Below are 12,971 nucleotides of genomic sequence, written 5' to 3'. Positions count from 1 at the left end.
GCAACGACGGCGGCGCGATCACCGTACGCCAGCTGCTCCAGCAGACGAGCGGCCTGCCCGACTACGACGACGTGCTGTTCACCCAGCCGCAGGACACCGCCGCGGCGGCGAGGACGGTGAGGCCGGCCGCGAGCGCGCGGCGCAGCGATGATCGGGTACGGGCCATGAGTGCCTCCAGGGACGCTGGTCTATTGACGCCCATCTTTGGAGGTAAGTGCCCTTGATCGCAAGAGCTGTCGAGGAAACTTTCATCGACGACTGTCGGTGGTCTCTGGCGATTGCGCTGGGAACGGATCAGCGCAGCGTGGCCGGGTCGAGCTGCAAGCGGAAGGGCTCGGCCACGGTCAACGTCTCGCCGGCCTTGGCGACCTGGTCCTCGACGTAGTGCTCACCGTCCAGCCGGTACAGGCGCAGCGAGTGACCGTCGCCGTCCTGCTCGACCAGCAGGTACCAGGGGATTCCCGCGATGGCGTAGAGCTGCATCTTGAGCAGGCGATCGGCAGCCGCATTGCCGGGCGGCAGGACCTCGCCGACGAGGACCACCTCAACGGCCTCCACCGCGGTGCCCTCGTCGTCGGTGTCGGCGACGACCAGGTCCGGGATGGCGATCCGGTCCACCCCGAGCCTGACGTTGACCGCTCTGAAAACCGCGAGGCCAGCGGCAGCACGCTCGACGTGGTTCGCCAGTCGACGTGAGACCAACTGATGCCGCTTGCTCGGGACCGGGCTCACCAGCAGGCTCCCGTCGAGCAGTTCGATCCGGTCCGGGGTCTCACCGAGGGCAAAATAATCGTCCTCGGTCCAGGGGCCGAGGTGGTGCTCCAAGGACACCAATCCTCCGGCTTCGCTTGTCATCCGATCAGTTTCGAGCGTGACGGGCCGGTGCCTCGGGAACGACACGGAACGCCGCCGGTAGGCTCGCGCCCCATGATGTCGATCGACGGGCTGGGCGAGAAGTGGGACACGCTGTTCGGCGCTCAGCCGGACCCGCCCCCGCTGCTGGTGCTGATAACCGCCGCTGTCGCGCTGGTGGTGGTGTCCACCCGGCTGCCGTGGCGGATCGCCCGCAACGCCATCACCATCGCGCACGAGGGCGGGCACGCGCTTGTCGCCCTGCTCACCGGCCGCAAGCTGCGCGGCATCCGGCTGCACTCGGACACCTCCGGCCTGACGCTCTCCGCCGGTCGGCCCACCGGGCCAGGCATGATCCTCACGCTGCTCGCCGGCTATGTCGCCCCGCCGCTGGTCGGGTTGGCCGGCGCCTGGCTGCTCGGCGGCAACCGGATCACGCTGCTGCTCTGGGTGGCGGTGGCGCTGCTGCTCGCCATGCTGGTCATGATCCGCAACGCCTTCGGCGTGGTGTCGCTGCTGGTCACCGGGGCTCTGGTGCTCGCCGTCTCGTGGTACGCCACGCCGCAGGTGCAGGCCGCGTTCGCGTACACCGGGGTGTGGTTCCTGCTGCTGGGCGGGGTGCGGCCGGTGGTGGAGCTGCAACGGCTGCGCTCCCGCGGCCGGATGCCCGCCTCCGACGCCGACCAGCTCGCCGGGCTGACCCCGTTCCCGGCGTTCTTCTGGGTGGTCCTCTTCGCCCTGGTCAACCTGGCCGCCCTGGTCGCCGGCGCGCTTCTGCTCACCGGCTCCATCCTCACCGACGCCGGCCTGACGCTCTGACCCTGTCGGGGCAGAATGAGGCCATGCGATACGTGATCATCGGGGCGGGCGCGGTCGGCGGGACCATCGGCGTACGGCTGGCACAGGCCGACCGGGACGTGACCCTGGTGGCGCGCGGCGCGCACCTGGACGCGATCCGGGAGCGCGGTCTGACGCTGCGGCAGCCCGACGGCGACGTGACCGCCCGGCTGGCTGCCGTCGACGGCCCGGGCGACCGACCGTTGCCGGCCGACACGGTGCTGGTGCTCACCGTCAAGTCGCAGGACACCGAGGCCGCGCTGGCGACGTGGGTGGACGCGCCGGTCGCCGGTGGCGGCACGGCCGGCGAGCGGCTGCCACTGGTCACCGCGCAGAACGGGGTGGCGAACGAGCGGGCCGCCCTGCGGCTCTTCGCCGACGTGCACCCGATCTGCGTCTGGCTGCCGGCCACCCACCTCGACCCGGGCGTGGTGGTGGCCAACGGGCACCCGCACCCCGGGATGCTCCACATCGGCCGGTACCCGGGCGGCGCCGACGACGCCGACCGGGCGATCGCCGCCGACCTGACCGCCGCCGGCTTCGGCGCGCCGGTGCGCGAGGACGTGCTGCGCTGGAAGTACGGCAAGCTGCTCAGCAACCTCGGCAACGGCCTCCAGGCGTTGCTCGGGCAGGACATCCCGGACGCGTTGGCCGAGCGGGTACGCGCCGAGGGCGTCGCCGCGCTCGCCGCCGCGCGCATCCCGCACACCTCCCCGGACGAGGAGAAGGCCGAACGCGGCGATCTGGTCCAGCAGCGCCCGGTCGACGGCGCGGGCCGCTCCGGTGGATCCACCTGGCAGAGCCTCGCCCGGGGCGCCGGCTCGACCGAGGTCGACCACCTCAACGGAGAGATCGCGCTGCTCGGCCGGCTGCACGGCGTACCGACGCCGGCCAACGTGGCCGTGCAGCGGGCAGTACGGCGGGCCACCCGGGAGCGGATCGCGGCCGGCGCGTTCCCGCTCGCCGAGCTGGAGAAGATGATCGCCTGACCCGGGCAACCGACGGCCGTGCCCGGCGCGTGTTCCCTGCGACCGACACGGGGAGGTAGCGGGTGCCGGACGTCGACGGGTTCGACGAGTTCTACCGGGGGAGTCGACAACGGCTGCTCGGTTTCGTCTACGCCCTCACCGGCGACCGGGTCGAGGCCCAGGACGCGGTGCAGGAGGCGTACATCCGGGCGTGGCAGCGCTGGTCGACGATCAGCGGGTACGACGACCCGGAGGCGTGGGTGCGGGTGGTGGCCAGCCGTATCGCGGTCAGCCGTTGGCGCAGCCTGCGCAGTCGCGCCCGCGCGTACCTGCGCCACGGGGCGACCGAGACCGTGCCCGGGCCGGGCACCGACACGGTCGAGGTGGTCGCCGCGCTGCGTCGACTGCCCGAGGAGCAGCGCACCGCCATCGCCCTGTACTACCTGATGGGCATGCCGGTCGCCGAGGTGGCGCGGGAGACCGCCGCCCCGGTGGGCACGGTCAAAGCCCGACTCTCCCGGGGGCGTACCGCGCTCGCCGGTCTGCTCGCCGTCTCTGATCTGGAGGAGGCAACCGATGCGTGACGACGACCTGGCATTCGTCGAACGGGTCCACCGGGACCTACGTGACGTCAGGTGGCCGGAGCCCGAGGAGATCCGGGCGACCGCCCGCAGGCGTAGGCGTCGCACTGTCGCGTTGGCGGCGGTCGCGGTGCTCGCGGCGGTGACCGGCCCGGCGTACGCCATGACGGAACGCACGTCGGCTCCGCCGACTGCTGCCTTGCCTGCGGCGACGCAGAGCCCCGCCCGGGCGGAGATCCCACTTGACTCCCTGCTGACTGTCACCGAGGTGCCGGTGAAGAGCGCCGTGCAGCTCGGCGAAGCCGGCCTCGGTGAGGCCGTCCGGTTGGACCCGACGCTGCAGAGGTGCGGCGACGACCGGGGCGTGCCTGGGGTTCCCGCGTACTCCCGTTACTCGCGGTCGCAGACCCTGTTGTCGCCGACGAAGGACGGCGCCGCGCCGGTGCGGGTCGAACTCAGCCAAGACGTCTACCGCCTCGATCCGCTGGTGGGCGCGCGAGTCTTCACTCATCTGAGGGCGCTGCTCGACGCCTGCCCCGAGTGGCATCTCGCCGAGTCCATCGTGGTGGCGGGCGAGACGACGCCGAACGAGAGCAAGCACGCCTGGGAGACGGCGGCGAGCAACTTCGCAGGTGACGAGTCGATTCTGGTGCGCCACGTGCCGTTCGCTCCCCGTGGCCCGGCCTCCGGAAGGACGCTGCAGCGCTCCAGGCCGTTCGGGATGACCGTCGTGGTCCGGGTAGGCGACCTGATCACGGTACTGGAGCCCAATCCGGACCTGGGCCTACGCGACGCGGATCTTGAGGCGCTGGGCCGCACGGCCGCCCGGCGAATGTGTGCCGCCGCGAACCCGGCCTGCTGACCCTTCTTGACCCGCACAACATCAGGGATGTCGCTGCCTCCCGGGGCCGGGAGGCACTTTCCCCGAAGTTGCGCGGATCAAGCCGAGCAGAGCAGAAGCGCCTCAGAGCGGGATGTTGCCGTGCTTCTTCGGCGGCAGGGTCTCGCGCTTCGTGCGCAGGACGCGCAGCGCCCGGACGATCTGGGTGCGCGTCTCGTGCGGCGGGATCACCGAGTCGACGTACCCGCGCTCGGCGGCCACGTACGGGTTGGCCAGGGTGTCCTCGTACTCGGCGATCTTCTCGGCCCGGACCGCCGCCGGGTCCTCGGCGCCGGCCAGCTCCGAGCGGTAGAGGATGTTGACCGCGCCCTGCGCGCCCATCACGGCGATCTGCGCGGTCGGCCAGGCGAAGTTCAGGTCCGCGCCGAGGTGCTTGGAACCCATCACGTCGTACGCCCCGCCGTACGCCTTGCGGGTGATCACGGTGACCTTCGGGACGGTCGCCTCGGCGTACGCGTAGATGAGCTTGGCGCCCCGGCGGATGATGCCGTCCCACTCCTGGCCGGTGCCGGGCAGGAAGCCGGGAACGTCCACGAAGGTCAGCACCGGGATGTTGAACGCGTCGCAGGTGCGCACGAACCGGGCGGCCTTCTCGCTGGCGGCGATGTCCAGGGTGCCGGCGAAGTGCATGGGCTGGTTGGCCACCACGCCGACCGGGCGTCCCTCCACCCGCCCGTAGCCGACCACGATGTTCTGCGCGTAGAGCGGCTGGACCTCCAGGAACTCCCCGTCATCGAGGACGTGCTCGATGACGGTGTGGATGTCGTACGGCTGGTTCGCCGAGTCCGGGACGAGCGTGTCCAGCTCGCGGTCCTCGTCGGTGATCGTCAGGTCGGCGGGGGCCTCGAAGACGACCGGCTCGTCGAGGTTGTTCGACGGCAGGTACGACAGCAGGGCCTTGACGTAGTCGACCGCGTCGTCCTCGTCGGTGGCGAGGTAGTGCGCGTTGCCGCTGCGGGTGTTGTGCGTGCGGGCTCCGCCCAGCTCCTCCATGCCGACGTCCTCGCCGGTCACCGTCTTGATCACATCGGGGCCGGTGATGAACATGTGCGAGGTCTGGTCGACCATCACGGTGAAGTCGGTGACGGCCGGGGAGTAGACCGCGCCGCCAGCGCAGGGCCCCATCACCAGCGAGATCTGCGGGATGACCCCGGACGCGCGGACGTTGCGGAAGAAGATCTCCCCGTACAGGCCGAGCGACACCACGCCCTCCTGGATGCGGGCGCCGCCGGAGTCGTTGATGCCGACGACCGGGCAGCCGATCTTCATGGCGAGGTCCATCACCTTGACGATCTTTTCGCCGAAGACCTCGCCGAGGGAGCCGCCGAAGACCGTGAAGTCCTGGGCGAAGACGCACACCTGCCGGCCGTCCACCGTGCCGTAGCCGGTCACCACGCCATCGCCGTACGGGCGGTTGCGCTCCAGCCCGAAGGCCGTGGACCGGTGCCGGGCCAGTTCGTCCAGCTCGACGAAGGAGCCCTCGTCGAGCAGCATCTCGATCCGCTCGCGGGCGGTCTTCTTGCCCCGGGCGTGCTGCTTCTCGACCGCACGCGCCGACCCGGCGTGCACCGCCTCGTCGACCCGGCGCTCCAGGTCCGCCAGCTTGCCCGCGGTGCTGTGGATGTTGGTCCCGGTCTCGGTAGTCACCCAGGGAATATAACGATGGTTCAGGTCGGTGCTGCTGTGCAGTACGCCTCAATACCTCCCGTGGCCACCGCCGTAGGCTGACGGGATGCCGGGCTCCCCGTACACCGATCTGGACCGACCGCCGCTGTCGGCGGCCCGGCTGCGGCGCGCGCTGGTCGCGCCGAACGGGCCGTGGGCCCGCCTGGAGCTGTACGCCGAGACCGGTTCCACCAACGCGGACGTGGCCGAGGCCGCTGCGGCGGGCGAGCCGGAGGGCCTGGTGGTGGTCGCCGAGCGGCAGACCGCCGGCCGCGGTCGGCGCGGTCGGGTCTGGCAGTCACCGCCGCGCGCGGGAATCGCCACCAGCGTGCTGCTGCGGCCCGGCGAGGCCGTGCCGGACCGAGGCTGGGCCGCGGTGCCCTCCACGGGGTACGGGTGGCTGCCGCTGCTCGCCGGCGTCGCGCTGGTCGAGGCGGTGGCCCGGTTGGCCGAGTTGGAGGCCACCCTCAAGTGGCCCAACGACCTGCTCATCGGCGACGCGAAGTGCGCCGGTGTGCTGGCCGAGGCGGTGCCGGGGCGCTCCTCGGCCCAACCGCCGGCCATCGTCCTCGGCGTCGGCCTCAACGTGACCCTGCGCGCCGACGAGTTGCCGGTGAACCCGACCGGGCTGCCGGCCACCTCGCTGCAACTGGCCGGTGCGGCGGCCACCGACCGGGATCCGCTGCTGCGGGCTCTGCTGCGGGCACTGGCCGACTGGTACGACCGCTGGCGTGCCGCCGGTGGGGACGCCGTGGCCAGCGGCCTGCGCGACGCCTACCTGGCGGCCTGCGCGACGATCGGCCGCGAGGTACGCGTCCTGCTTCCCGGCGGCGACGACCTGACCGGCACCGCCACCGGTGTGGACAACGACGGCCAGCTCCAGCTCACCACCCCCACCGGAACCCGCGTCGTCGCCGCAGGAGACGTGCTCCACCTGCGCTAACCCGCCCCGCGCCCTCCGCCCCCGCGATCGTGCGGTCTCTGTCGTGGCGTGACGGGCTCAGGCCGTGTGACGGCGACCGAAAGTGCAAGATCGCGCAAGGTGGAGTGGGGCCGCGTGGCGGATGTTGTGGCGGGGCTTGGGGGGTTTACGGTCGGCGCGTCGAGTAAAAGGCGTTGGAGGTTGTCGTGGCGTTTCCCGAAGACGTGCTCACGAAGGACGAGCACGTCGTGCTGCACCTGCACCCGCACTGGAAGGCGCTGATCCGGCCGATCGCGGTGCTGGTGCTGGCCATCGCCGCGGTGGTGGTCGGCGTGCTCCTGCTGCCCGAGAGCAGCGGTGGTTCGATCGCGCTGGCCGTGATCGGGGTGTTCGCCCTGGTCGCGGTCCTCTGGCTCGGTCTGTGGCCGTTCCTGGTCTGGCGTACCACCCACTACCTGTTCACCAACGAGCGTGTGCTGTTGCAGCAGGGTGTCTTCTCCCGGGACCGGCGGGACCTTCCGCTCACCCGGATCAACGACCACTCGATGAACCAGCACTTCTTCGAGCGGCTGCTCGGCTGCGGCACCCTCACGATCGAGTCAGCTGGTGAACGCGGCCAGTCGGTGCTCGCCGACGTGCCGGGTGTCAGCCGGGTGCAGACCACCCTCTACGAGCTGGTCGAGGCGCAGCACGACAAGCACTCGCTGGGCGACGGGGAGATGCGCGACATCCTCGCCGACATGCGTGAGGGCAAGCCGCTGCGCGACACCACGACCTGATCGCGATCCGCGCTGACCGTCCCGGCCCGAGCGCCGGGGCGGTCAGGCGCGTTGTTCGACCACGGGCCCTGCGGCCGCCGACGGCCGTCCGGCCTCGGACGGCCCGCCCTTCGACGACGCGGCCTCGGCTGGCCCGCTCTCCGACGGTCCGGCCTCCGCCGCTCCGGCCTCGGCTGGTCCGCTTTCCGGCGGGCCGGTCTCGCCTGGTGTGGCCTCGGGGTTCGTCTCGACCGGGCGTAGCGCGAACCAGCCACGGAAGCGGGTCCGCAGCACCTCCTGATCGGGCCGGTTGTCCGGGCCGAGGCGGAGCATGGTGCCGGTGAGGATGACGGTGCCGAGCCCGGGGCGGGCGTCCGACGGGCGGGCGCCCATCACGTCGACCCGGACGGCGAGACGGTCCCCGGCGCGTACCGGGGCGAGCCACCGCAACTCCTCCAGACCGGGGGAGGCGTCCGCCGCCGCGCGGGACAGCAGGTGATCGACGTACGCCCGCATGAACAGGCTGACCGTGTAGAAGCCGCTGGCGATCACACCGCCGTGCCGACTGGCCTCGGCCAGCTGTGGGTCGACGTGGTACCACTGCGGGTCGAAGCGACGAGCGAAGGCCAGCATCTCGTCGCCGTCCACGGTGACCGTCCCGAGATCGACGGTGAGCCCCGGGACGAGATCCTCGAAGAACAGCTCGGCGGGCGCCCCGGTGCCGGAGCGGATGGCGGGAGGCGTCACCGGCGGGGCGCGCGACGGGTGCCGGCGTGCAGCTCCGCGGCGAGTTCCGCGTCCAGGTCAGCGGGGAGGCCGGCGGTCATCGGTGTGGGCCGTTGCTGGGCGGGAGCCGCGCCGGTCGGGCCGGGCGTCGCGTCGGGGCGATCGCTGGACTCCGCCTCTTCCAGCTCGGAGACGGATTCGGCCAGCTCGGCGACCGGGTCCATCTCGGCCATGGTGTCCCACTCGTCGCGCGGGATGTCATGCCAGGTGGGGTCGGCCTTCGTCTCGTCCTCGGCCGGCGAGACGGGCTGGAAGACGAAGGACCGGTACGACCAGAACCGGAACAGCGTGGCCAGCAGAACGCCGGCGGTCTTCGCCACGTTCAGCCCCAGCAGACCGTGCACGCCGAGCCCGTACTTGGCCGCGGCCACGGCACCCAGTTCGATGAGCAGGCCGGCCCCGTTGAACAGGAAAAACAGTACGTACTCCCGACGAAGCGCCGATTTCGGGCGATCCCGGTACGTCCAGTGGCGATTCATCAGATACGACGTGATCGTTGCGACGACGGTCGCGATCACGGTCGCCTTCAACTGACCGTTGACGAAAACGGTAAGTGCAAGGACATTGAACACCGCGTAATTGATGACGGTGTTGATGCCGCCGACGATGCCGAATTTGAGCGCCTCGTGGATGAACTTCTGCCAACGCTCAGGCAGCAGACGGACAAGACGCATGCGAAACACCTTAGGGCAGTCGGTGAAGCCGGCGATCACCGGCCGGACGAGGTGGGCGGCAGGTCACGCACCGTGGTCTCGGTCGTGCTCCGCCTGCGGAACGGTCGGAGTTCCCACTTCGACGAAGACGAACCGCCGGTAGGACCAGAATCGGAACAGTGTCCCGAGGCCCGTGCCGACGACGAAGCTGGCGATGTTGTCGGCCAGTTGCGTCTGGAACACGCCCGGCCAGATGCTGCCGAGCCCGTACCGGCTGATCGCGAGGCAGGCCACCGCGATGCCGAGGCCGACGGCGTTGAAGAAGAAGAACAGCGCGTACTCCCGCGCGGGGTTGCTGCGCTGGCGGTGCCGCCAGGTCCAGAACCGGTTGCCGAGGAAGGCGAAGGTCGCCGCGAGCACGGTCGAGATCGTCTTCGCCGTCAGTTGCTCCATGCCGCGCGCGGTGGTCAGGTAGTTGAAGAGCGCGAAGTCGATGAGGAAGGCGATCCCGCCCACGGTGGCGAACTTGCTCAGCTCGCGCACGAGGTGACCGAAACGGTCGAGCAGCCCGCGGACCAGACCCGGTCGGGTCTGCCGGGGACCCGGTTGCTCCCCGGTCATCGTGGCGGCCACGGGACGAGCCTACCGGCTGTCGGCCAGTCGGCGGGGTAGCAACGGCGACCGGACATCGTCGCTCGTGCCGGCCCTTTCGCCCGGTACGCCGCAGTTGAACGCAGCGTGACCAGAGGGGAGGACTGACGCGCCCCGGAACGGGAATCCCCGCACCGGTCGGCCGGGCGGGTTGGCGGCCCGACCGCCAAGCGCGTCGACCGGGGGTGCACGACAAGATTTGCGTGAAACTGCGCAGGAAAGCGGGTATCAGATCGTGATGCCGCAGCGTGGCCGTACCTTGTGCAGTTCTTCACAACCAGTCCCACTGACTCGGAAGGCTGCCCGGTTTACGCTGAGGCCAATCCCAGGTTTCCACGAAGGCGGCGCATGGCGTCGCTGACACTCGTGCATCCCATAGATCGGTCAGCGTCGACCACAAGGAGATGTGTCATGGTTGCTCCGGCTGTAGTGCGGGGTATCGATCAGGCCCCGACGTCCCATCCGAAACTGCTTGCCTGGGTCCGTGAGGTCGCGGAACTGACCACCCCCGACCGGGTCGTGTGGGTGGACGGGTCGGACGAGGAGTGGCGTCGCCTCACCGATGAGCTGGTCGAGGCCGGCACCCTCATCCGGCTGAACCCGGAGAAGAAGCCGAACTCGTTCTACGCGCGCACCGACCCGACGGACGTCGCCCGGGTCGAGGAGCGCACCTACATCTGCTCTGTCGACGAGGCGGACGCCGGCCCCACCAACAACTGGATGGCGCCGGCCGAGATGAAGCGGACGATGAACGAGTTGTACCGCGGCTCGATGCGCGGGCGCACCATGTACGTCATCCCCTTCGTGATGGGCCCGGTCGAGGCCGAGAGCCCGATGTTCGGCGTCGAGATCACCGACAGCCCGTACGTGGTCGCGTCCATGCGCATCATGACCCGGATGGGCGCGAAGGTCCTCGACGCGATGGGGGACGACGCGGACTTCGTGCACGCGTTGCACTCGATCGGCGCGCCGCTCGCCCCCGGTCAGCAGGACGTGGCGTGGCCGTGCAACGAGACCAAGTACATCTCGCATTTCCCGGAGACCCGGGAGATCTGGTCCTTCGGCTCCGGCTACGGCGGCAACTCGCTGCTCGGCAAGAAGTGCTACTCGCTGCGGATCGCCAGCGTGATGGGCCGGGACGAGGGCTGGCTCGCCGAGCACATGCTCATCCTCAAGATCACCTCCCCCGAGGGCAGGGTCCACCACATCGCCGGCGCCTTCCCGTCCGCGTGCGGCAAGACCAACCTGGCCATGGTGGAGCCGACCATCCCGGGTTGGAAGGTCGAGACGATCGGCGACGACATCGCCTGGATGCGGTTCGGCCCGGATGGCCGGCTCTACGCGGTCAACCCGGAGTACGGCCTCTTCGGCGTCGCGCCCGGCACCGACTGGAAGACCAACGCCAACGCCATGCGCACCCTGGACCGGGGCAACTCCGTCTTCACCAACGTCGGCCTCACCGACGACGGTGACGTCTGGTGGGAGGGCATGGGTGAGCCGCCCGCGCACCTGATCGACTGGAAGGGCAACGACTGGACGCCGGAGAGCGACGGCCTGTCCTCGCACGCGAACAGCCGGTTCTGCACCCCGATCACCCAGTGCCCGATCCTCGCCGACGAGTACTTCGACCCGAACGGCGTGCCGATCGACGCGATCCTCTTCGGCGGACGCCGCAAGGACACCGTCCCGCTGGTGACCGAGGCCCGCGACTGGGTGCACGGCGTCTACATGGGCGCCACGCTCTCCTCGGAGACGACCGCCGCCGCGTCCGGCGCCGTCGGCGTGGTTCGGCGGGATCCGATGGCGATGCTGCCGTTCATCGGCTACCACGCCGGTGACTACTTCCGGCACTGGATCGAGATGGGCAAGGGCACCGACGGCGACGAGGCGAAGCTGCCGAAGATCTACTACGTCAACTGGTTCCGCAAGGACCCGGACGGTTCGTTCCTCTGGCCGGGCTTCGGGGAGAACTCCCGGGTGCTCAAGTGGGTCGTCGAGCGGATCGAGGGCACGGCCGACGCGGTGGAGACCCCGGTGGGCATGGTGCCGACCGCCGACGCGCTCGACGTCGAGGGCCTGGACATGACCCCGGAGGACGTCCGGATCGCGCTGAAGGTCGACCCGGAGGAGTGGCGCAACGAGCTGCCCCTGATCACCGAGTGGTTCGAGAAGTTCGGTGACAAGCTGCCCGGTGTGCTCTGGGCCGAGTTGGACGCGCTGCGCGCCCGCCTGGATGCCGTACAGCCGCAGCGCTAGGTGTGAACATCGCCCGCCGCGGGCAACAAGGAATCCCATGAGGACGGCCGCCGAGACCGAGGTCCGGCGGCCGTCCGCCGTCCGGGTGCTCACCTTCCTGCTCGCGACGACGGCGGCGGCCACCGTCGTGGTCGAGCTGCTCAACTGGTGGTACGCCCCGGAGCAGGGCTTCGGCCTGGCCGTGCGCACCGGTTGGGCGATGCTGCGCTCGTTCGGCTTCCTGCTGCTGATCGGGCACGTCCGCCGGGGCCGCACGGTGGCCCGTCCCTTCGGGCTGATCCTCGGGGTCACCACGATCTTCGCCGTCGGCCGGCTGATCGTGCCCCGGCAGGGGGTGCCGCCGCTGCCCGGGCTGCTCGGCTTCGGCGTGCTCACCGCGCTCTGTGTGGCGGTGGTGTGGATGCTCTACCGCTCGTCGGCGCTCGCTGGGCATCTCGTCCGGCACCGGCCGCGGCTCGTCATCGACAAGGCCGGCATCTCCTGGCGGGAGACCCCGCCGCGTCGGCCGCAGGCCAGCGGTTGGCTGCTGACCAGCCGAGTCGCGGCGTTCACCTACAGCCCGCTGATGCTGGTGCCGGCGCTGGTGGCCGGAGGCGCGATCCTGGACGACCGTTTGTCCGCCGTACCGGCCGTGCTGTTCTGGTTCGGCGCCGGCATCGCGGCCAGCTACGCGGTGCTGTTCTGCACCGCGTTCCTGATGCGCGGCAAGGACTGGGCACGCGGCCTGCTCGTCGTCGTCACGCTGGCCGTCCTGGCCGTGGACCTGCCACTGTGCTGGTGGCTGCTGGGCGTGGACGGCCTGATCCGCGACGGCGCCCCGCTGCTCGCCGCCGCCGCGCTGGCCCTGTACGGCCTGCGCCGGGCGGCCCGCGCCCCAGACGCCGCCGCCCCGGTCTGAGAGCCCGGCAGACTAAGCCCCGGGTTCGAGCGGTGCGCGACCTGAGAGGGGGTTGGCAGGCACTGTCGAGCTGCCCCGGATATGGGCCGGCTATATCCGTACCCCGTGCATGCCGATCCGGCAGTGGCGGGGATCTGGCGCCCTAGGTGGGCGGCGGGCGTGGCTCCGGCCGTGATCGACTCGGGATCGCCGAAGTCGGGGTGATCGGGCGACGTGGACACCCCGATATCGGCGATCCCACGT

13 protein-coding genes and 1 pseudogene are annotated in these 12,971 nt (G+C 70.7%); 9 read left to right on the top strand and 5 right to left on the bottom strand.

Annotated elements, in window-relative coordinates:
• A partial coding sequence (locus AB0J68_RS14015) for a hypothetical protein (protein ID WP_363938703.1) occupies positions 1-224 on the top strand: 224 nt, incomplete at its 5' end.
• 70 nt (positions 225-294) lie between these two features.
• Here the strand turns inward: AB0J68_RS14015 and AB0J68_RS14010 are convergent.
• A complete protein-coding gene (locus AB0J68_RS14010) occupies positions 295-831 on the bottom strand; it encodes a Uma2 family endonuclease (RefSeq protein ID WP_354854058.1) in 537 nt (178 codons plus the stop codon).
• Positions 832-927: 96 nt separating this feature from the next.
• Here AB0J68_RS14010 and AB0J68_RS14005 point away from each other — a divergent pair, with 96 nt between their 5' ends.
• From AB0J68_RS14005 to AB0J68_RS13990, 4 genes are all read left to right on the top strand, one after another.
• Entirely contained in the window at positions 928-1,671 is a 744-nt protein-coding gene (locus AB0J68_RS14005; protein ID WP_354854061.1) for a M50 family metallopeptidase, read from the top strand.
• Positions 1,672-1,694: 23 nt separating this feature from the next.
• Positions 1,695-2,678, top strand: coding sequence for a 2-dehydropantoate 2-reductase N-terminal domain-containing protein (locus AB0J68_RS14000; RefSeq protein ID WP_363938699.1), 984 nt, complete (start codon positions 1,695-1,697; stop codon positions 2,676-2,678).
• A 62-nt stretch (positions 2,679-2,740) separates the two neighbouring features.
• Positions 2,741-3,241, top strand: a complete 501-nt coding sequence (locus AB0J68_RS13995) for a SigE family RNA polymerase sigma factor (protein WP_266248870.1) — start codon at positions 2,741-2,743, stop codon at positions 3,239-3,241.
• Entirely contained in the window at positions 3,234-4,100 is an 867-nt protein-coding gene (locus AB0J68_RS13990) for a hypothetical protein (protein WP_354854067.1), read from the top strand. Before AB0J68_RS13995 ends, AB0J68_RS13990 begins: the two co-directional genes overlap by 8 nt.
• A gap of 102 nt (positions 4,101-4,202) precedes the next feature.
• Here AB0J68_RS13990 and AB0J68_RS13985 read toward each other — a convergent pair whose 3' ends face one another.
• The gene (locus tag AB0J68_RS13985; protein ID WP_234589112.1) at positions 4,203-5,786 is read right to left on the bottom strand and encodes an acyl-CoA carboxylase subunit beta; all 1,584 of its coding nucleotides are present in this window, start codon (positions 5,784-5,786) and stop codon (positions 4,203-4,205) included.
• Between the two features lie 85 nt (positions 5,787-5,871).
• Between AB0J68_RS13985 and AB0J68_RS13980 the strand changes: the two genes are divergently transcribed.
• The gene (locus AB0J68_RS13980; RefSeq protein ID WP_355132805.1) at positions 5,872-6,747 is read left to right on the top strand and encodes a biotin--[acetyl-CoA-carboxylase] ligase; all 876 of its coding nucleotides are present in this window, start codon (positions 5,872-5,874) and stop codon (positions 6,745-6,747) included.
• A 185-nt stretch (positions 6,748-6,932) separates the two neighbouring features.
• Positions 6,933-7,505: a PH domain-containing protein gene (locus tag AB0J68_RS13975; RefSeq protein WP_363938694.1), complete on the top strand. Its 573-nt coding sequence runs from the start codon at positions 6,933-6,935 to the stop codon at positions 7,503-7,505.
• 42 nt (positions 7,506-7,547) lie between these two features.
• On the opposite strand, the gene AB0J68_RS13970 is transcribed toward AB0J68_RS13975, so the two are convergent.
• The 3 genes and pseudogenes from AB0J68_RS13970 to AB0J68_RS13960 all read right to left on the bottom strand — a co-directional run bounded on the left by AB0J68_RS13970 (position 7,548) and on the right by AB0J68_RS13960 (position 9,849).
• Positions 7,548-8,231: a MaoC/PaaZ C-terminal domain-containing protein gene (locus tag AB0J68_RS13970; RefSeq protein ID WP_354854076.1), complete on the bottom strand. Its 684-nt coding sequence runs from the start codon at positions 8,229-8,231 to the stop codon at positions 7,548-7,550.
• Entirely contained in the window at positions 8,228-8,944 is a 717-nt protein-coding gene (locus AB0J68_RS13965) for a GtrA family protein (RefSeq protein WP_354854302.1), read from the bottom strand. The genes AB0J68_RS13970 and AB0J68_RS13965 overlap by 4 nt, the downstream gene beginning before the upstream one ends.
• 63 nt (positions 8,945-9,007) lie before the next feature.
• Positions 9,008-9,849, bottom strand: a pseudogene (locus tag AB0J68_RS13960) (GtrA family protein).
• A gap of 136 nt (positions 9,850-9,985) precedes the next feature.
• Here AB0J68_RS13960 and AB0J68_RS13955 point away from each other — a divergent pair.
• The gene (locus tag AB0J68_RS13955) at positions 9,986-11,830 is read left to right on the top strand and encodes a phosphoenolpyruvate carboxykinase (GTP) (RefSeq protein WP_363938690.1); all 1,845 of its coding nucleotides are present in this window, start codon (positions 9,986-9,988) and stop codon (positions 11,828-11,830) included.
• A gap of 37 nt (positions 11,831-11,867) precedes the next feature.
• Complete coding sequence (locus tag AB0J68_RS13950) at positions 11,868-12,728, top strand: hypothetical protein (RefSeq protein WP_354854082.1); 861 nt, start codon at positions 11,868-11,870, stop codon at positions 12,726-12,728.
• Positions 12,729-12,971: the final 243 nt, after the last annotated feature.

It is taken from the genome of Micromonospora sp. NPDC049580, assembly GCF_040675595.1.
Lineage (GTDB): Bacteria > Actinomycetota > Actinomycetes > Mycobacteriales > Micromonosporaceae > Micromonospora.
The sequence above is the reverse complement of the archived record's forward strand: the minus strand, read 5'-3'. Positions and strand labels throughout refer to the sequence as shown.

Bases quoted from the DNA above. Each gene is read 5' to 3' on its own strand.
- AB0J68_RS14005 (WP_354854061.1), top strand. From the start codon at position 928: ATGATGTCGATCGACGGGCTGGGCGAGAAGTGGGACACGCTGTTCGGC.
- AB0J68_RS14000 (WP_363938699.1), top strand. From the start codon at position 1,695: ATGCGATACGTGATCATCGGGGCGGGCGCGGTCGGCGGGACCATCGGC.
- AB0J68_RS13990 (WP_354854067.1), top strand. From the start codon at position 3,234: ATGCGTGACGACGACCTGGCATTCGTCGAACGGGTCCACCGGGACCTA.
- AB0J68_RS13980 (WP_355132805.1), top strand. From the start codon at position 5,872: ATGCCGGGCTCCCCGTACACCGATCTGGACCGACCGCCGCTGTCGGCG.
- AB0J68_RS13965 (WP_354854302.1), bottom strand. From the start codon at position 8,944: ATGCGTCTTGTCCGTCTGCTGCCTGAGCGTTGGCAGAAGTTCATCCAC.
- AB0J68_RS13955 (WP_363938690.1), top strand. From the start codon at position 9,986: ATGGTTGCTCCGGCTGTAGTGCGGGGTATCGATCAGGCCCCGACGTCC.
- AB0J68_RS13950 (WP_354854082.1), top strand. From the start codon at position 11,868: ATGAGGACGGCCGCCGAGACCGAGGTCCGGCGGCCGTCCGCCGTCCGG.